The following is an 18,900-nucleotide window of genomic DNA, read 5'->3' on the forward strand; positions in this document are numbered from 1 at the left end:
GCGAATATCAAAGACTCGTCCGCGAATATCAAAGACTCGTCCGCGAATATCAAAGACTCGTCCGCGAATATTAAAGACTCGTCCGCGAATATTAAAGACTCGTCCGTGAATATTAAAGACTCGTCCGCGAATATTAAAGGCTCATTGTTGCATTATAAAATGCATCTCTTCTAGCCCAATGCCCCATCCCCAATGCCTAATGCCCAATGCCCAATATCTAAAAAACTATCCTGGGATATATAAAACTTTGTATCCTGAATAAATAGGTCTTAATAGTTCTTTTAAAACTGGTGCAAGAAGATTTTCGGTTAATTGTTGATTTAGTTTTAGTTCTAGGCGTTGCAGCCTGTGGCGGACTATTGGCGGCACTTTTGCAACAACCTGTGCTGCTGGGGTATCTCATTGGCGGGATAGTCATTGGGCCAACGGGACTGGGATTGATTAAAGAACTAATTCAAGTAGAGACTCTGGCACAATTCGGGGTCGCCTTTTTGTTATTCGCTTTGGGTGTGGAATTTTCCTTTGCGGAACTCAAGAAGGTAAAAGCGATCGCTCTTGGTGGAGGTGGACTCCAGATTGCTTTGACGATTTTGGTGACAGTTTTAGTATGCGGTTTAACTGGAGCTTGGGGAGCCTTACCTGCGAAGGGGATGTTTTTGGGGTGTATTCTGTCGCTGTCTTCCACAGCAGTTGTCCTCAAATGCTTGATGGAGCGCAACGAAACAGAAACGCCCCACGGGCAAGTGATGCTAGGGATTTTGGTAGTCCAGGACTTGGCACTAGGACTGATGTTAGCAGTCTTACCAGCCCTCAATCAACCACCAGAAACTATTGGCATCGCCGTCCTAACAGCGCTAGCTTCGATTGCTTTATTTGCTGCTGGGGCTGTAGCTGCGGGGATTTGGCTGATACCGCCTTTGTTGCAACTGCTAGCCCGTACTGAAAGCAAAGAACTATTTTTATTAGGAGTTGTAGCCCTGTGTTTAGGCATTGCCCTGTTGACAGAGCATTTAGGATTGTCCATTGAGATGGGCGCATTTGTCGCGGGTTTGATGATTTCTGAGGTAGAGTACGCCGACCAAACCCTGACTTATGTCGAACCACTGCGAGATATATTTGCCAGTTTGTTTTTTGCTGCCATTGGAATGTTAATTGACCCAGTGTTTTTGTGGAACAACCTGGAATTAATTTTGGGATTGGTGACACTAGTTTTCGTTGGTAAATTTTTGATTATCACGCCTTTGGTGAAACTGTTCCGCTATCCTTTGAAAACAGCTATAATCGCCGGTTTGGGACTGGCGCAAATTGGGGAATTTTCCTTTGTTCTCGCTAGCGAAGGGCAGTCTTTGGGGCTGGTGTCCCGACAAATATACTTATTAATTTTGGGAACTACCGCAGTCACTCTCATGCTGACTCCTTTTGTACTGCGGTTAGTGCCATTTTTATTTAACTTTGCCGAATCAATGCCTTGGTTGAAACCGTACTTAGAAGAAGATGAGGCGCGGGATGTATCAGAAGATTTGCCCTTCAAAGACCATGTGGTAGTTTGTGGCTATGGGCGAGTCGGCAAGAATTTGGTGAAGTTGTTGCTGCAACATGACCTACCGGTGGTGGTAATCGACCAATCAGAGAGTCGAATTCAGCAGCTGCGTGAGGCTGGGGTGTCTTATGTTTATGGCAATTGCGTCAGTTTACACGTTCTGGAAACCGCCGGCGTGAATCATGCCAAAGGAATGGCGATCGCACTCCCTGACCCCATGAGTACTCGTCTTTGTTTGAAACGCGCTTTGGAATTGTGCCCAGAATTAGATTTGGTTGTCCGTGCTACCCAGGATAAAAATATTGAAGTGCTGTATCAATTGGGAGCAAGAGAAGTTGTACAACCAGAGTTTGAAGCCAGCTTAGAAATGGCAACCTATTTATTAACTGGCTTAGGCTTGTTGTCGCCAGCTGTAGTACAACGAGAAATGCAGCAAATCCGCAACGATCATTATTTAGATTTTCGCCCAGAGCGTTCTGCAAGTGAAGTTGCTCGTGATTTGCGCCAAGCAACCCGCGATTTAAATCAGCGCTGGTATCCTTTACCATCCAATTCGCCCTTAATTGGCATGAGTATAGAAGAGGCGGATATGCGCTATTTAACAGGAGCGAGTTTGATGGCAATTCGCCGCGCTAATGGTGATGAAATCGATTATCCCAACAATCAAACCAAATTGGCAGAAGGCGATCGCTTGCTGGTGGTGGGAGCAGATGAAGAACTGGCGGCTTTGGCAGAATTCGCTAAGGGACAAGCTGCTGTTCCCGGAGAAAATAGTGCTTGCCAGTGGGTTACAGTTAATGCAGATACGCCAACACTAGGTAAAACCCTTGCAGATTTAGATATCGCCAAGCAATTTGGAGTACAGGTACAGGCGATCCGGCGAGATGGTAAATTTATCCGCTATCCTGATGGTGGCATGGATTTGCGAGTTGGCGACCAAGTATTGTTATGTGGTAGTTTGACAGGTCTGAGTCAACTACAACAGTTATTTGCGATCGCTAGTTCAGTACCCCTGTCTATCCCAGTCGTGAAAGCTGGTGAAGCAGAAGCGCTCAAAGACTTTCTACCTGCCGATAGTGTGACTGATTGAACTTTAAGACTCCGCAAGCTAAGTGACTCAATATAGCGATCGCCCTTTTGGGGTAGTAGTGACTTGGCCATTTGGGGCGTTTTTTCATGTTCTTCTAGGATCGTATCGCTTTTGGGCGTTGCTGAATAGAGGTATGAATCAAGCGATCGCCTCAAGCTTGCCGGCGCACAGCGCCGACAGCGCCACTGAACCATACTTAAGATAATATATTACTAATCGAATTGAATATCCCAGCATTTCTTCTGATTTAGAGTAGCAGAAAGTTTTACGATGTAGACGAGCAAGATAATGCCTTAAACGGCTATTTTCACCTTCTACTCAAGTCAATTATGTTTTGCTAATAATATGGACAATTAGCTTATTAGAAAAGAATCGTGCGATCGCTTCTCTTTAATCCTAAACAAAAAACAACCTGACTTTTAGCAGCCAGGAAGTTCATCACTCTTGGTCAAAGATCGCACTTTTCACCAAAGCATTTCAATGACTAAATTCCTCTAGGCGAATCAACCCTAATTCTCAAAAGCAATACTGCCCTTCAGGTAACACCTGTTTGTCACAGACGCTTTTTTTATGCCACCAATGCCGTAATTACCACACATCTCCCTTGTAGGGTTTACAAAACTCCCCGCAATTGTGACGATTACGCTAGAATTATTAAAGGTTCTTTACAGAATTTGCTGATCGTTCCCAATTCTGTTAAAACAGCCTAGCATTCAAATGTAAATCTTATAAACACCCTCTAGAGTTCACCAAAAGCTTCTATGACGCTCCCAATTCGCAACGTCGCCATTATCGCCCACGTTGACCACGGCAAAACCACGCTGGTTGACGCACTCCTCAAACAATCCGGCATTTTCCGCGAAGGCGAAGACGTTCCGGATTGCGTTATGGACTCCAACGCCCTAGAACGGGAACGGGGTATTACTATCCTGTCCAAAAATACGGCGGTTCGCTACAAAGAAACACTAATCAATATTGTTGATACTCCTGGACACGCTGACTTTGGTGGTGAAGTTGAACGCGTACTCGGCATGGTTGACGGATGTCTTCTGATTGTCGATGCCAACGAAGGCCCCATGCCCCAAACACGCTTTGTCCTCAAAAAAGCTTTAGAAAAAGGGCTGCGCCCCATCGTTGTCATCAACAAAATCGATCGCGGACAAGCTGATCCCCACGTTGCTGTTGATAAAGTCTTGGATCTGTTCTTGGAATTAGGGGCAGATGAAGACCAGTGTGATTTTCCTTATCTGTTTGCTTCCGGGATGGGAGGTTTTGCTAAAGAAACCTTGGAAGCAGAATCGGTAGACATGCAACCCCTGTTTAACGCGATTCTGAAACACGTTCCATCACCAGTGGGCGATCGCAATAAGCCTCTGCAATTACAAGTCACAACCCTAGATTATTCTGAATATCTGGGACGGATTGTGATTGGCAGAATTCACAATGGTACTATCCGTTCAGGACAACAAGCGGCTTTAGTTACAGAAAATGGCACCATTGTCAAAGGTAAAATTACCAAGTTGATGGGCTTTGAAGGACTCAAGCGCGTAGACCTGGAAGAAGCTACCGCAGGTTATATTGTTGCTGTGGCTGGTTTCGCCGATGCTTATATTGGGGAAACGATTACTGATCCCAATGAACCGCAAGCTTTACCACTGATTAAAGTGGATGAACCAACCTTGCAAATGACCTTCTGGGTGAACGATTCGCCCTTTGCTGGTCAAGAAGGCAAGTTGGTGACATCAAGACAAGTGCGCGATCGCCTTTTCCGCGAACTTGAAACCAACGTTGCTTTGCGAGTCGAAGAAACCGATTCTCCCGATAAATTCCTCGTTTCCGGTCGTGGAGAACTCCACCTGGGTATCTTAATTGAAACCATGCGCCGGGAAGGCTTCGAGTTTCAGGTATCTCAGCCACAGGTTATTTACCGCGAAGTCAACGGTCAACCTTGCGAACCTTACGAACTCTTGGTGTTAGACATTCCTGTTGATGCAGTGGGTAGCTGTATCGAACGCCTGGGACAACGCAAAGGCGAAATGCAAGATATGCAACCAGGTAGTGGCGATCGCACTCAGCTAGAGTTTGTCATTCCCGCCCGTGGTTTGATTGGTTTCCGGGGTGAATTCATGCGGATGACTCGTGGCGAAGGCATCATGAACCACAGCTTCTTAGACTACCGTCCACTCAGTGGCGACATTGAAGCCCGTAACAAAGGCGTTTTAATTTCCTTTGAAGAAGGTGTTTCTACCTTCTACGCCATGAGAAACGCCGAAGATAGAGGAGCATTCTTTATTACTCCCGGCACAAAGGTTTACAGAGGCATGATTGTAGGCGAACACAATCGTCCGCAAGATTTGGAACTGAATATCTGTAAAACCAAGCAGTTAACCAACCACCGCGCTGCTGGTGGCGATGAACTGGTGCAACTGCAAGCACCAATAGACATGAGCCTAGAGCGTGCTTTGGAATACATTGGCCCTGATGAATTGGTGGAAGTTACACCCCAATCGATTCGTCTACGGAAGATGTCGAAGAAGTTGGCTAAACGCTAAGTAAAGCAATAACTTAATTGATTTAAAAAGCCCGCATGAGCGGGCTTTTTATTTTGTTATTTAGATTGAATCAGATGCCTGATGCAGAAACCTGATCTATAAAATTTTTACAAATTACGTAATGACATGTCTTACAGACTACTGTTATAACTGAGTAAGCTACGCAAGTAGCACAATTGTATTATCAAATCTTAGCTTATGCATCTCAAGACAGTGTTCATCCGCTTCTATAAATCCTTCAATGATGACTTCCTGAGAAAGCATAATAACAGAGTGAAGCCTAAACCTTGGGAACTGATAGGCACTGCTTTCTACCCATATATTGAAGTTCCCATAGAATCCAAAATTACAACAATTGTTGGTGCAAATGAATCTGGAAAGTCTCACTTGTTAACCGCTATTGAAAAGGCTATATCTGGCAAAGATATTGAGCGGAGTGATTTCTGCCGTTATTCTCCTTTTTTCACTGTTAAACAGAATGAATTAAAATATCCTGACTTTGGTTCCGAATGGTCTAGTCTTTCTAAACTTGAAGATGCAAGTATAAGAAAAATCATAGAAATTCCTGAGAGCGTTATTTTTGATCGATTTTTAATATTTCGTAATAATGTTAATAATTTAACTATTTATTTACCTGAAAAAGGAGATTACAGACCATATAGAATTGGACAAAAACAAGTCATTGAGTTAGAAAAATTACTTCCTAGAGCATTTAGAATCGAGTCTAGTGTTGCGCTTCCGTCAAGTGTTCCCATTAAAAAATTAGTTCAGTTTGGTCAATAAAACTATTCGGGTGGTAGAAAATTTGAACTTCTGGATCGAGAACAAAGAAGCAAAATAGTAGATGCACTTGATGTTTTTAGTGATAATCCAGAATTGATTACTAAAGTTCGTGTTCTTTGGGGTGAAAAGAGGGAAGAAATTGATCGTGAAGCAGTTGAGACAATAAAATCGATTGTTTTAGCACTTGATGAAGTCAGTTTTAGTAATAAAGAGAAGGAAAAAAGAGAAAAAGAATTCAATTTAGCTTACAAATTAATCTGTAAAATTGCCAAGGTTGATATCAAGGCTTTACTTGATTTAGCTAAGGCGATTAAAGATGGAATGCAAGGTTATGCAAATGGAATCATTGAGGATATAAATCGCCAATTAGCAATTAATTTAAATTTTCCTACCTATTGGGTTCAGGATCGTAACTTCTGTTTAAAAGTTATGGCAAGAGACTATGACTTAGTTTTTACCATAACTGATAGAACAGGAACTGAATATTCATTTAATGAAAGAAGCCAAGGATTACGATACTTTCTTAGCTACTACATTGAGTATCGATCTCACGAACCTCATCCAAGTCAAACTGAAATACTATTGATGGATGAGCCAGATGCTTACTTATCTAGTCAAGCTCAACAAGACTTACTTAAAGTATTTGACTTATTTGCAAGTCCCGAACCAAGCTCACATTTAACTCATCCAGTTCAGGTAGTCTACGTAACTCACTCTCCTTTTTTAATTGATAAGAACCATTCTGAGCGGATTCGGGTCTTACAGAAGGGAAATGAAGATGAAGGAACACGTGTAGTTAAAGATTTTGCCCAAAACCGTTATGAACCTTTAAGGTCTTCTATTGGCCCTCATATCGGCGAAACGGTTTTCATTGGAAATTGTAATTTGATGGTTGAAGGTATTGGCGATCAAATTCTTATTGCAGGAGCCGCAACATATCTTCGAGCCTCTGGTGTATCTAGTTTAGAAACTTTAGATTTAAACCAAATTACGATTGTTGATTCAGGGGGAGCCACACAAATTCCTTACATGGTCTATCTAGCTTGTGGAAGGCATGTAGAGCAAATCGCAGTTATTGTTCTATTGGATAGTGATCAGAGTGGTAATGATGCTAAGAAGCAATTATTAGGTAAAGGTGGTCAACATAAAAGACCTTTACTTAAAGAAAAGTTTATTCTTCAACTTGCTGATCTTAAAGAAGAATTCTGCCTAGTAGGTGAGAATATAACAGCAAAGATGGAAATAGAAGATATTATTTCTTTGCCAATTTGTATCCAAGCAACAAAGCTTTATTTACAAGAGTTCCTTCAAGTAGATGAAACGGAGCTTTTATTCCTGACTGAAGACTTAGTTTCAAGTAAGATTGCTGGTCAAACTATGCTTGATGCTATAGAAGAAACTCTAAAAGACTTTCCTGAAAAAGACTTAAAAATTAGTAAGGCTGGTTTTGCTCGAAATATTATTAGAGTCGTTAATGAGTGGTCGCGGAAACAAGATTCACTTAATGAACGTGAACTCGGCGCACTTCAAAATTTTGAACATAACTTCAAAACTTTGTTTAAGAAGTTAAACGTTATGCAGCGCAGTGCCCAGCAAAGGTTAACAGATGAAAGGCTGTCACAAAAAATAGAACGTTTAAAGAAGAACTTTATTGCACTTCATCCTATCTCTGCTAGACGTGAGCATGGTGTGATTTTGCTTGATGAGATTGAGGTAATTTTAGAAAGTAATATAGAGAATGAAGCAATTAAGGAAATTGAAGCAATTAAGAATGCAATCCAAAATTTGCGTCGTGATTACAAGCTTGATATTGACATGAGTCAAACAATTCACGACTATGCTGGATTTCAGGTGGGCTTAGAAAGAATTAAGTATGCAGGGCTTTTAGCTAGTCAAGAAGAAACTCTCGATGAGGCTCAAGCAGAGAAGTCAGCTATTTCTGAAGAAGTTATTGAAGAGGTACAAACGGATAAGCTCATTGTGGATGGGCAAGCACAATTAGTTAATGAGCAAGAATCTACCGTCTCTGAGCTAAAAACGCCTGAAGTTCCTGGCAATCCTGCAACTTCCAACAAAAGAAGAAAGTCTAACCCCCGCTAGTAATATTAAGGTGTAAAGACATCAATTTGATAACGACATAACTCAAGAGCGATCGCTAGCGAGCAGAGATTTTTACAGAAAGCAATCGCCCTTGCTGTACATTTAGTCAAATCTTTGAGTAACAATGAAGAGGACTGAAAAAAGCAATTATCATGACTATTCGTGAAACTGCAATCGCAAAATTGCAGCAACTTTCCGAACCGCTCCTGCAAGAAGTGACCGATTTCATTGATTTTGTTATCCACAAACATCAAGTTAAAATTGCTGACAGTCAGCCTGATGAACCGCTTGTGGAAAAATGGTCACAATGGTTTGAGGCTGTGGATTCTTTAGAGATATCTCCACCTGAAGCAGTCAGCAACTATCAGCAACTGCTACTCAACAAATATCGGCAACAAGGGCTAGAGCTATAGATCATTTCGGCCTGAATAAACCCTAACTGAACGAAAAAGCAGAGTGAGTTTTTTAATTTAAAATGGTGAATGATCTGAATAGAGGTTTTCTATGAGCATAAGTCTCACACCCGATCAAGAACGCTTTATTCAAACCAAGCTCCAGTCTGGGAAATATCGCTCCGCAGAAGAAGCCCTTGAAATCGCTTTACGCTTGCTTGATGAATACGATCGCGCCGATGCTAAATGGGTCGAAGATGTGCGAGAAAAAATTGATGCGGCGATTTTAGCTTCAGACCAAACGCCTCCTATTGATGGAGAGACATTTGTAAACCAAATTTTAGAGCGATTTCGACAAGGACATCAGGCGCAAGCATGAGTCACTACGTCATCAATATTCTTGCCAGCCGAGATATCAATGAAATTGCCGACTACTTTGCTGAAACTAACGTTGAAGCAGGAGAACGATTTTTCAGTGAATTCAACCGCAAGTGTCAACAACTTGTTGCTTTCCCAAACAGTGGTAAAAGTTACGCAAAAATTCGTCCAGAGCTTCGAGGTATATCCTTGGAAGGCTATATTGTTTTCTACAAAGTATTAGATGATGGTATCGAAATTCTAAGGGTTGTAAGCGGTCGTCGTAACTTTCCATCTCTTTTTGAGGAATCCAACTAAAAGCTTTTTGGCGAACCCCTAAGACACTGTGAATTTCGGGTGGCGTTGGGTTAAAAAAGAAACATGAAAATCATTAAACCCATCACCAATTGGTTAGAAACCCGCGCTTGTGCCCCTGCATACAGCGGTTGGGTACTAGCAGGAACTGCTATTTGTTTTTTTGGCGCAGGTATCAATACTATGGCTGGTTGGCTGTACGCCATTAGCGGCATTAGTTTTGCCCTTTTGGGTGTAGCAGCTATCTTACCGCCGCGATCGCTCACAAATCTATCTATCACCCGCCGTCCCATTCAACCTGTGTCAGCAGGCGACGATCTCACTGTAGAATTAGAAATCCGCAATCAGGCACACCAGCCTGTAAGCTTATTGCAAGTTGAAGATATACTACCCTTTGTCTTAGGGAAACCAGTACAAAAGGCCATTGAAACAATTCCTCGCCAAGGTAGTTACCGTTGGGTATATTACCACCCCACCCAGCGCCGGGGTGTTTATCGCTGGCATACAGTCGAACTAGGTTCTGGTGCGCCTTTGGGATTGTTTTGGTGTCGTCGTCAGCGTGATTGTGCTGCCACAGCGATCGTTTATCCCACAGTATTACCCTTGGCTACCTGCCCCCTAGTAGACGAAATGGGGCAAGAAGAGAGCAAAAGGGGCGATCCTCGTGGTAAACCCTTGCAGACAGCGACAACGGGGCTGGTGCGATCGCTCCGTCCTTATCGTCTAGGAGATCCCACCCGTCTGATTCACTGGCGAACTAGCGCCCGCTATGGAGAATTAAGGGTGCGGGAGTTAGAGATGGTAACAGGTGGACAAGAAATAGTTATTGCCCTTGACAGTGCTAGCAATTGGGAAGAAGAAAACTTTGAACAAGCAGTAATTGCCGCAGCATCGCTGTACTTTTATGCACAGCAACAGCAATTACAGGTGCAACTGTGGACAGCATCAACAAGTTTAATCAAAGGCGATCGCTTTGTTCTAGAAACCTTAGCAGCAACCGCAGCCTTAGAAGATGCCAGTTCAGTTGTTCCTAAAAGCTATCCCTTGATTTGGCTAACTCAGAATCCTCTGAGCCTTGCTACTCTTCCTCAAGGTAGTCGCTGGGTTTTGTGGCCAAATATCTCCTCAGCAGCAGAACCAGAGGTAATTAATTGGGAACACCCTGGTATAGTTTTGCAAAGCGATAGATCACTGCAACCCCAACTACAAAAAACATTACATTCATAAATCAATTCAAATTTTATAATTTCAAAGACTGCTGATAAGTTCAGCTTCTGCGATTTCTGAGATTTTCTCTGATCCCAGAACACCGGATATATCAGCCTTTGAGCAAAGGGAAGATAATTTGAGCAGGTAAGGTTGGGGAAATACACCCAGTAATCCCTTAGTGAGGCTGAGGTACAATGCAAAGAAATATTTAAATTATGAGCGACATGATCACATCAGAACATAACACAAAATCCAGCGATAAAAGCCTAGAGGCAATGCGGCATTTTTCCGAACAATACGCCAAGCGTACTGGAACATACTTCTGTTCTGAACCTTCTGTCACCGCAGTTGTGATTGAAGGACTAGCCAAACATAAAGACGATCTGGGTGCGCCTTTATGTCCTTGTCGCCATTACGAAGATAAAGAAGCTGAGATTCACGCCACATATTGGAACTGTCCTTGTGTGCCAATGAGAGAACGCAAAGAGTGCCATTGCATGTTATTCCTCACCCCTGACAACGAGTTTGCTGGAGACAAACAAGAAATCTCTCTAGAAACAATCAAAGAAGTACGAGACAGCATGGGATGAGCGAAATCATCCCCCAAGAGTTTTGGCAAGGCGTAGAACAGTTCAATTCTGGACAGTTCTACGCTTGTCATGACACTTTAGAGGCTTTGTGGATTGAAGCTAGCGAACCGGAAAAAAGCTTTTATCAAGGCATTCTCCAAATTGCTGTAGCGCTGTATCATTTGGAGAATCGGAACTGGCGAGGTGCGGTAATTCTATTGGGAGAAGGCAGCAATCGCCTACGCCGTTACCCATCTAGTTACGGCGGCGTTGATGTAGATGAGCTATTGAGCGAGAGCGCAGTGTTGTTGACGAATTTACAACAAATCGGGCCAGATAAAATTGCCCCTGGCGATCTGGGCGAAAATCAAGTCTTATCTTTGCCTAGAATTGTGCTAAGTACTGATGATTAGACATCCAGTTAAATTATGCGTTGCCTGAAATCCCTGGTAGGCAAAATTCAGCTAGCCGACGACTTCCCGTACCACTCAGTGGAAGCAAGCTACGCGTAGCGTCTTTGTTAAAAGAAGAGTATTGTGCCTACGTCGATTTCACTCAGATATCAATTAGCTGAAACCTTGAGGTTGGGGGTAGCGTCACTATTTCAGCCAGTAGTTATCGGCAATCACTCCAGATCGTATATTTTATATCTGGATAAAGTACTTGAGATAATTAGAATGCAAGCTGAAATCCTAAATCCCCAATTGCTATGATGCCCTGCTATCAATTGCCCATATCCCAAATGCGTCGCTTTGGATTAGCTTTAATGCTGCCAGCTGCACTCTTAGGCACTTTTGCCTTCCCTACCCAAGTGCAAACCGCTACTGCACAAACATCTCAGGCAAATCGCCCCCTGACTATCCGCGCTGATGTGCAAGAATATGACGCGAAAAATCAAGTAATCACTGCTCGCGGTAACGTGCAAATGTTGTATCCGGCTCGCCAACTTCAGGCAACATCTGCCCAAGCACAGTATTTTAGTAAGGAACGCCGAATTGATTTCAGTGGTAACGTATATATTCTGCAACAGGGCGGTAACAGTATCCGAGCAGAGAAAGTAACCTATTTAATTGATGAAGGGCGATTTGTTGCTTTACCGCAATCCAACCGTCAGGTAGAGTCTATCTACATGATCGAGGAATCAAATAATAGCGGACAAACTGCGACACCTGCCCCACAAACACCACCTTTGAAGCCTTCTAATTAGCATTTACCACCAAGAAAGGGTGCTTCCAGCGTGAAAATTGTTTTAGAGAATATTCACAAATCTTACGGCAAGCGAGTAATTGTCAATCGTGTCAATCTTTCTGTTGCTCAGGGCGAAATTGTTGGTTTACTAGGCCCCAATGGGGCTGGTAAAACAACGACTTTTTACATTGCCACAGGTTTAGAAAAACCCAATCAAGGAAAAGTTTGGCTGGGTAATGTAGACGTGACGGGAATGCCAATGCATAAGAGGGCACGACTGGGTATTGGTTATCTAGCACAAGAACCAAGTGTTTTTCGCCAGCTCTCGGTAGAGGATAATATTCTGTTAGTACTAGAGCAAACTCATGTGCCACGTTGGGAGTGGGCAAGGCGACTCAAAACTTTACTGCGGGAGTTTCGGTTGGAAAAATTAGCTAGGAGTAAAGGAATTCAACTATCTGGTGGTGAGCGACGGCGGACGGAATTAGCAAGGTCTTTAGCTGCTGGACAAGAAGGGCCAAAATTTTTACTTTTGGATGAACCATTTGCGGGAGTAGATCCGATCGCAGTCTCAGAAATTCAGCAAATCGTAGCACAACTGCGCGATCGCGGTATGGGAATCTTAATTACAGATCATAATGTCCGCGAAACCCTAGCCATAACCGATCGCGCCTACATTATGCGTGAGGGACAAATCCTCGCTTTTGGTGCTGCTGACGAACTCTACAGCAATCCCCTCGTGCGGCAATATTATTTAGGAGATAATTTTCAAGTCTAAATTAACAATTATTTAGTTAATAATTTCCCAGAATATTTTGATTTTTGATTCTTCAGCATGAATTTATTAGTTTATTTTTAGCCATTAAGTATTTAATTTTGATCTTAAATACACTAGAAATGCTTCGCTTTGCCAGGGTTGCCAATATCTAAATTTTCAAGTTGCTTATGATATCAAAGAAGCTCACGCCTTTTAATAGTCTTTATTCGCTGCTACCTTTTACGATCATGGATCGCTACCTTGCCAGCGAATTGTTAGCGCCGTTTTTCTTTGGTGTCGGAGCTTTTTCATCAATTGGCGTCACCATTGATGCTGTATTTGATCTCGTCAGAAAAATTGTAGAATCTGGGCTACCTATAGACATTGCTATTCAAGTTTTTTTGTTAAAATTTCCCAATTTTATCGTTTTAGCATTTCCCATGTCTACGCTGCTGGCTACTTTGATGACCTACAGTCGTCTTTCTAGCGAGAGCGAATTAATTGCTTTGCGTGGTTGTGGCGTCAGTGTCTATCGCATGGTGCTAACTGCTGTGATGTTAAGTCTTGTGGTTACAGGAATGACATTTGTGTTTAACGAAGAAATTGCACCAGCAGCAAATTATCAAGCGGCGATGACTCTGGATAAAGCACTCAAATCAGACAAGCCAACTTTTAAACAACAAAATATTTTCTATCCTGAATACCAGGATGTTGTCCAGCCAGATGGCTCTAAAAATCGGATATTGACACGCTTGTTTTACGCCGACCAATTTGATGGTAAGCGGATGACAGGGTTGACAATTATAGATCGCTCAACAAAAAATCTGAATCAAATTGTCGTATCAGAATCTGCTCAGTGGAATCCTTCTCAAAATGTCTGGGATTTTTACAACGGTACGATCTATTTTGTTGCTGCCGATCGCTCCTATCGTAACATCGTCAAATTTGAACACCAACAACTGCAACTACCGCGTACGCCATTAAGTCTGGCAGAAAAAAGCCGGGATTATGGTGAGATGAATATTTCTGAAGCACTAAATCAACTAGAAGTGGAAAATCTTGGTGGCGATCGCCAAAAAATTCGTAAACTTGAAGTGCGGATTCAACAAAAAATCTCTTTGCCCTTTGTCTGCGTGGTTTTTGGCTTGGTAGGTGCAGCGATGGGAAGCATACCCCAGCGGACGGGGAGAGGTACCAGCTTTGGGATTAGTGTCCTAGTTATATTTTCGTACTACTTAATTTTCTTTATTAGTGGGGCGATGGCACAAGCAGGTGTCCTTTCTCCCTTTATGGGAGCTTGGTTGCCCAACTTTCTTTTTTTGGGAATAGGTTTATTCTTATTGATGCGAGTTGCCAGACGTTAAATTGAGGTGGATGCGGAAGTAGACAAACAATATTAAACATCTGGTGAAATTAAATATGCGTTATCCATAAGCCCTGTAGAAACATCGCAGTGGTAAATCTCTACATTCTTTTTCACCAGATGTCTATTATTTTCCCACTTCAATTACGGGTGATAATTTCGACATTCTGGTGCATTGGGGTTTTCCTTGCAGTATTCTTCAAAAGAGACTTTAGCTGATATCATACCCTCAGCTTTTTGATGAGCTGCTTCTGCCTGAAGTTCTTCTACCTCATCCCAGGCAGCTGCACAGGCTTTAGAATAAGCACCTTGTTCAGTGCAAATAGCACGAGCCTGCTCAATTGCTTTTTGAATTCTCTCTTCCAGCAGTAGCGCTTTTGGCGCTTCCACAAAGTCGCTCTTAGTCAAAATGTCGGTAATCGAGATGATGCCCAACAACTTGCCTTGAATCACAGGCGCGCGATGAATACCAGTATTAGCAAATAACCGCGCTACATATTCCACACCCAAATCAGGATTGACTACAATGCAGGGCTTGCTCATAATTTCGTAAACCCGCACTTGCTTTGGATCTTTACCGTAGGCTGTGATCTTATAGACAATATCCGTTGCTGTGACAATGCCATAAGCATCATTCTCATGGCGGCAATCCACAACCAGCGCCCGCAATCCTTTATCCTTCATCAGCCCCACCGCTTCAGCAACAGTTGCCGAACCGCGAATGGTAACTACATCTTTGGTCATGATATCTTCAGCTTTCATCATTGCTGTAGTCTCCTGGTTAATAGTCCGGTGCAGCACTGCGCCCTGATGGACGTATGGAAGCATTGCAGCGCACAGTTTGCTAACTAGAAAGCAAAAAAAGTTGAACTTTTGCCCAGCTACAACAATAAATTAGACCAGTTGTCAACTTATGATGTTATCCAATGTAACCAATGCCCAAAAACTAAGCATAAATTGTGATAATATCTTGCCGATTAACAAATATTTATTTTTTAATTGCCGAAAATCGCCGCATTTTCCAGAAATAGCTAGAAATCAAATTGGTAATAATATGAGCAACAATCGGCACTAACAAGTTGCCCGTGAGCAGGGCGCTATATGCCAATATCATCCCGACAATTGTTGCCCAAATTACATAAGGCCATTGTTGGGAACCGCTAAAATGCAAGATGCCAAAGCAAAGACTGGATACTATTACAGCTATCAGATCGGAGCCTAAAGCTGGTAGCATCACACCTCTAAATAACAATTCTTCACTCAATCCTGGTAGAAAGCCCAGCCAAATTAAATCTGGTAAAGCTAAAGGCTTGAGTATTACTTCTAGGTAATAATCTGCACTCTTACGATAGGCAGTCCATAGACGGTAAGTTAAGCCACTTAAGGCAGTGAGTACAAACCCCAACCCTACACCTAAAAGCAACTCTCTTGGATTCAAGTCCCAAGAAAATAGCGAAAAGTTGCCAAAGTATAACGAAAGTTTGGCGACTATCAACAAAATGATTGCAGTCGCTCCCATCGCCCCAAGTACTTGGATGCGTGTCAGGTATGGAATTTCTGGCTCTTGCTTTTGTTGTTCAATCACGGGTTTTTAAGGGGAATGAGGGAGGGGGCAGGGGAAGCAGGGGAGCAGGGGGGCAGGGGGGCAGGGGAGAATAATTTTTAGTGTAATTCAGGGAATTAGTATGAATTTTAACTTTTAACTCCTGCCTCCTGCCTCCTAGCTCCTAACTAATGGGCTGCAAAGGTAATAATTTGGGACGGAGAGCGGAGGGATTGATGCCTGCTTTATGTGCCACCAATACACCTACTGCTTCTAAATATGAGTTTACCTGTATAGATTTGATCCCCAAGGGTTGGGCAGGAACTTTTATCAGAGTTTTATTTTCTTCTACTGTAATTATTTGGCATCGTCTTTGGCTTAAACTCAGTAAGGCACTGCTACCACAAGCATTTGCTGGTACGATCGCAACATCCACTTCATCTACCCAAATATCTTCTTGCTGCGATCTGATTGCTCCTTTTTCTACTATAAATTGTGGGGCACGACTTAATCCTACAAGCACGCAGGGCAAAAAGGTATAGCCCAATTCTTCGGCGGCGGAACGGGGCGATAAATCAGGTTGTGGAGGTTCGCTCAAAAGCGCGGGAGAATGAGCGCAAGGAATTTGAAAGGTTCGTACTAGCAAATGGCTAATTACGGCTTCTGCACCCGCCAGAGAATCTACGCCTTCACCGTGGCGGTATTTTTGTACTGCTTCTGAGTCCATATCATCGGGGAAACGGGCAACAACTGCGATCGCTTCTGCCCCCGCTTTTTTAATTAATATCTCAGCTGCCCGTAATAAACTATCCGGGTTGCCAATTGTTCCCCAACTCGCTCCCGATGCTGTAGTCCGTAATTCTACATTTAATGGCGCATCAGTAATTACATAATCTGTTAAGGTCAATCCTAGAGTTGCTCTGACTGCATCGGCGGCTTGTATATGTCGTAGCTGCAACTCTGGCTCAATGCCTTGGTCTAAAAGTAAACCTACTTTGTTAGTTCGGACTGGACGCAAACCCCAACATCCAGAGGCGAATTTGTCAAGTCCATAACCTTCAACATAAAAAGTATTTGGGAGATTCCAATACAAACTTGCGCCATTCAGGACATTGGGGTGAGTAATTAGGCGATCGCAAACCTGTGCGATAACTTTGGCAACAGGCAAAGCGTCTCCTGCATAACCCCCAATGGCAGCCCCAACGCCAGTTGGTACAATTAATATAGCGGTGTATGGACGTTGCATATCGAGTTAGTTATTCCTTGTGCTTGATAAGCTGTTATGCAGCTAATTTTAATAAACAGCACATTGGGGTTATTTTTTAGGCAAAGACTACGCAGTATTGACACAGGTGAGGTTTCACTGAATTCTACACATAGTTAGATGAAATATTGCCGTCAAGTTTCTTATCTTGGGATTACAGCTTAGAGTTGTTACTCCGTTCAGCTCAAAGATGGAAAAAACACCAGGAGTATAACTTGAGTCTTACTATGGATTTAAATTCTTTGTTGAATCTAAATACATTTATTGAATTATTACTGGGGATTAGTTTGAGCGCGGCGGCTGGCTTTCGAGTATTTGTACCACTGCTAGCCTTGAGTGTGGCTTCAGTTTTTGGACATTTTGATTTGCCGACTAACTTTGATTGGCTGGAAACACCTCAAGCTGTAATTGTATTTGCCGTTGCTTGTTTACTAGAAATTATCGGTTATTACATTCCTTGGTTGGATCATCTGCTGGATATTGTAGCCACTCCTGCGGCATTTATCGCCGGGACAATCGTCACAGCATCTGTTGCACCAGAGATGAATCCACTGGTGCAATGGACGTTAGCTTTAGTTGCTGGTGGTGGAACCGCAGGATTAACTCAGGGATTAACGAATATATTGCGGATAAGTTCTACTGGCGTTTCAGGTGGATTAACCAATCCAGTTGTGTCAACTATTGAGTTGCTCATCGCCATCGGACTGTCTGTGCTGGCGCTAGTTTTACCAGCGGTAGCAGGAGTGATTGTGATTGGTTTTCTAATAATAGCTATTCAAAGAATTTGGAATTTCTTTGCTGTAAGTTCATCAGCAAATACTTCGTCGTAAATATCATTTTCAGGACTTACCCAATCCTGATAAGCCTGAGATTCAACAGTAGGATTAACAGATTTTTTGCCATTCTTGAAAGAAAGAGCTAAATCAAGCAATGCTGATAACTGCTCATCATTGAGTTATTCAATCAGACTTAGAAGTTCTTGACGAATATTCATGGAATTGCCGACTGCTAACTATATTCAATGTATGCCATAAAGCGATCGCCTGTAGCGTTAGTGGTGCGGCCTATGCCTACGCGCCCTGCTAATTTAAATATTAAAGCCGTTTCTACGCAGATGGAACACATTAATCTAGCCACATTCCCTATAACCTGCAATACACTAATCTGGTAAATATCGCTACAGAGTTGGTGAGGTTTGCAGGTGACAAACGAAGAATTGTTGCAAATTATTGAACAAGCTGCCAGGGAAAAGGAAACGGTGCTACACCTTGATGACAATGAACTCAGCAGTCTGCCGCCAGAAATCTGCCAACTTTTCAACTTAACAAGGCTATACCTCAATAACAATCAACTCAGCAGTCTGCCGCCAGAAATCAGCCAACTCTCCAACTTAACTGAGTTATCCCTTAATAACAATCAACTCAGCAGCCTGCCGCCAGAAATCTGCCAACTTTCCAACTTAACAAGGCTAGACTTCTCTGCCAATCAACTCATCAGCCTGCCGCTAGAAATCTGCCAACTCTCCAACTTGAATTGGCTATCCCTCAATAACAATCAACTCAGCAGCCTGCCGCCAGAAATCTGCCAACTTTCCAACTTAACAAGGCTAGACTTCTCTGCCAATCAACTCATCAGCCTGCCGCTAGAAATCTGCCAACTCTCCAACTTGACTTGGCTATCCCTCTATAACAATCAACTCAGCAACCTGCCGCCAGAAATCTGCCAACTCTCCAACTTGACAATGCTATACCTCCATAACAACCAACTCAGCAGCCTACCGCAAGAAATCTGCCAACTCTCCAACTTGACTTGGCTATCCCTCTATAACAATCAACTCAGCAACCTGCCGCCAGAAATCTGCCAACTCTCCAACTTGAA

19 protein-coding genes and 1 pseudogene are annotated in these 18,900 nt (G+C 42.8%); 16 read left to right on the forward strand and 4 right to left on the reverse strand.

All coding sequences use genetic code 11. The features are described from left to right. Window positions 1-290: 290 nt before the first annotated feature. Both RMY27_RS31690 and RMY27_RS31695 read left to right on the forward strand, forming a co-directional pair. Window positions 291-2,630: a cation:proton antiporter gene (locus RMY27_RS31690; protein ID WP_322668791.1), complete on the forward strand. Its 2,340-nt coding sequence runs from the start codon at window positions 291-293 to the stop codon at window positions 2,628-2,630. 22 nt (window positions 2,631-2,652) lie between these two features. Beyond that, on the forward strand, window positions 2,653-2,835 hold the full coding sequence (locus RMY27_RS31695) for a hypothetical protein (protein WP_322668792.1): 183 nt from the start codon (window positions 2,653-2,655) through the stop codon (window positions 2,833-2,835). Here the strand turns inward: RMY27_RS31695 and RMY27_RS31700 are convergent. Then, window positions 2,769-2,948: pseudogene (locus tag RMY27_RS31700) on the reverse strand (hypothetical protein); the annotation flags it as partial. The gene RMY27_RS31695 and the pseudogene RMY27_RS31700 overlap by 67 nt on opposite strands. Window positions 2,949-3,391: 443 nt before the next feature. On the opposite strand from RMY27_RS31700, the gene typA reads away from it, so the two are divergent. From typA to RMY27_RS31760, 12 genes are all read left to right on the forward strand, one after another. Continuing rightward, a complete protein-coding gene (gene typA, locus RMY27_RS31705) occupies window positions 3,392-5,182 on the forward strand; it encodes a translational GTPase TypA (protein ID WP_322646697.1) in 1,791 nt (596 codons plus the stop codon). Between the two features lie 273 nt (window positions 5,183-5,455). Next, complete coding sequence (locus tag RMY27_RS31710) at window positions 5,456-5,965, forward strand: hypothetical protein (RefSeq protein WP_322668793.1); 510 nt, start codon at window positions 5,456-5,458, stop codon at window positions 5,963-5,965. A 93-nt stretch (window positions 5,966-6,058) separates the two neighbouring features. Beyond that, entirely contained in the window at window positions 6,059-8,065 is a 2,007-nt protein-coding gene (locus RMY27_RS31715; RefSeq protein ID WP_322668794.1) for an ATP-dependent nuclease, read from the forward strand. Window positions 8,066-8,217: 152 nt separating this feature from the next. After that, window positions 8,218-8,478 (forward strand): hypothetical protein, encoded by a 261-nt coding sequence (locus RMY27_RS31720; protein WP_322668795.1) that lies wholly within the window; start codon window positions 8,218-8,220, stop codon window positions 8,476-8,478. 91 nt (window positions 8,479-8,569) lie between these two features. Further along, window positions 8,570-8,836, forward strand: coding sequence for a ribbon-helix-helix domain-containing protein (locus RMY27_RS31725; RefSeq protein WP_322668796.1), 267 nt, complete (start codon window positions 8,570-8,572; stop codon window positions 8,834-8,836). Then, entirely contained in the window at window positions 8,833-9,132 is a 300-nt protein-coding gene (locus RMY27_RS31730) for a type II toxin-antitoxin system RelE/ParE family toxin (RefSeq protein WP_322668797.1), read from the forward strand. Before RMY27_RS31725 ends, RMY27_RS31730 begins: the two co-directional genes overlap by 4 nt. A 63-nt stretch (window positions 9,133-9,195) precedes the next feature. Beyond that, entirely contained in the window at window positions 9,196-10,356 is a 1,161-nt protein-coding gene (locus tag RMY27_RS31735) for a DUF58 domain-containing protein (RefSeq protein ID WP_322668798.1), read from the forward strand. Between the two features lie 206 nt (window positions 10,357-10,562). After that, complete coding sequence (locus RMY27_RS31740) at window positions 10,563-10,928, forward strand: ferredoxin thioredoxin reductase catalytic beta subunit (RefSeq protein WP_094351306.1); 366 nt, start codon at window positions 10,563-10,565, stop codon at window positions 10,926-10,928. Further along, window positions 10,925-11,320, forward strand: a complete 396-nt coding sequence (locus tag RMY27_RS31745; RefSeq protein WP_322668799.1) for a DUF309 domain-containing protein — start codon at window positions 10,925-10,927, stop codon at window positions 11,318-11,320. Before RMY27_RS31740 ends, RMY27_RS31745 begins: the two co-directional genes overlap by 4 nt. Window positions 11,321-11,616: 296 nt before the next feature. Then, window positions 11,617-12,114, forward strand: a complete 498-nt coding sequence (locus RMY27_RS31750) for an LptA/OstA family protein (protein WP_322668800.1) — start codon at window positions 11,617-11,619, stop codon at window positions 12,112-12,114. A gap of 30 nt (window positions 12,115-12,144) precedes the next feature. After that, window positions 12,145-12,873 (forward strand): LPS export ABC transporter ATP-binding protein, encoded by a 729-nt coding sequence (lptB, locus tag RMY27_RS31755; RefSeq protein WP_289796586.1) that lies wholly within the window; start codon window positions 12,145-12,147, stop codon window positions 12,871-12,873. A 227-nt stretch (window positions 12,874-13,100) separates the two neighbouring features. Further along, window positions 13,101-14,216, forward strand: coding sequence for an LptF/LptG family permease (locus RMY27_RS31760; RefSeq protein WP_322668801.1), 1,116 nt, complete (start codon window positions 13,101-13,103; stop codon window positions 14,214-14,216). 143 nt (window positions 14,217-14,359) lie between these two features. On the opposite strand, the gene RMY27_RS31765 is transcribed toward RMY27_RS31760, so the two are convergent. The 3 genes from RMY27_RS31765 to RMY27_RS31775 all read right to left on the reverse strand — a co-directional run bounded on the left by RMY27_RS31765 (window position 14,360) and on the right by RMY27_RS31775 (window position 17,004). Then, window positions 14,360-14,980: a CP12 domain-containing protein gene (locus tag RMY27_RS31765; RefSeq protein WP_322668817.1), complete on the reverse strand. Its 621-nt coding sequence runs from the start codon at window positions 14,978-14,980 to the stop codon at window positions 14,360-14,362. A gap of 223 nt (window positions 14,981-15,203) precedes the next feature. Next, window positions 15,204-15,800 carry a CPBP family intramembrane glutamic endopeptidase gene (locus RMY27_RS31770; protein ID WP_322668802.1) on the reverse strand — a complete coding sequence of 199 codons (597 nt, stop codon included), beginning with the start codon at window positions 15,798-15,800 and terminating at the stop codon, window positions 15,204-15,206. 142 nt (window positions 15,801-15,942) lie between these two features. Next, entirely contained in the window at window positions 15,943-17,004 is a 1,062-nt protein-coding gene (locus RMY27_RS31775; RefSeq protein WP_322668803.1) for a DUF3326 domain-containing protein, read from the reverse strand. A gap of 245 nt (window positions 17,005-17,249) precedes the next feature. Between RMY27_RS31775 and RMY27_RS31780 the strand changes: the two genes are divergently transcribed. Together RMY27_RS31780 and RMY27_RS31785 are read left to right on the forward strand one after the other, a co-directional pair. Beyond that, window positions 17,250-17,852: a DUF4126 domain-containing protein gene (locus RMY27_RS31780; RefSeq protein ID WP_322668804.1), complete on the forward strand. Its 603-nt coding sequence runs from the start codon at window positions 17,250-17,252 to the stop codon at window positions 17,850-17,852. A 371-nt stretch (window positions 17,853-18,223) separates the two neighbouring features. Then, window positions 18,224-18,900: leucine-rich repeat domain-containing protein (locus RMY27_RS31785; RefSeq protein WP_322668805.1), on the forward strand; the 677-nt coding region annotated here is incomplete at its 3' end.

This window comes from Nostoc sp. DedQUE09 (assembly GCF_034530915.1).
Taxonomy (GTDB): domain Bacteria; phylum Cyanobacteriota; class Cyanobacteriia; order Cyanobacteriales; family Nostocaceae; genus Nostoc.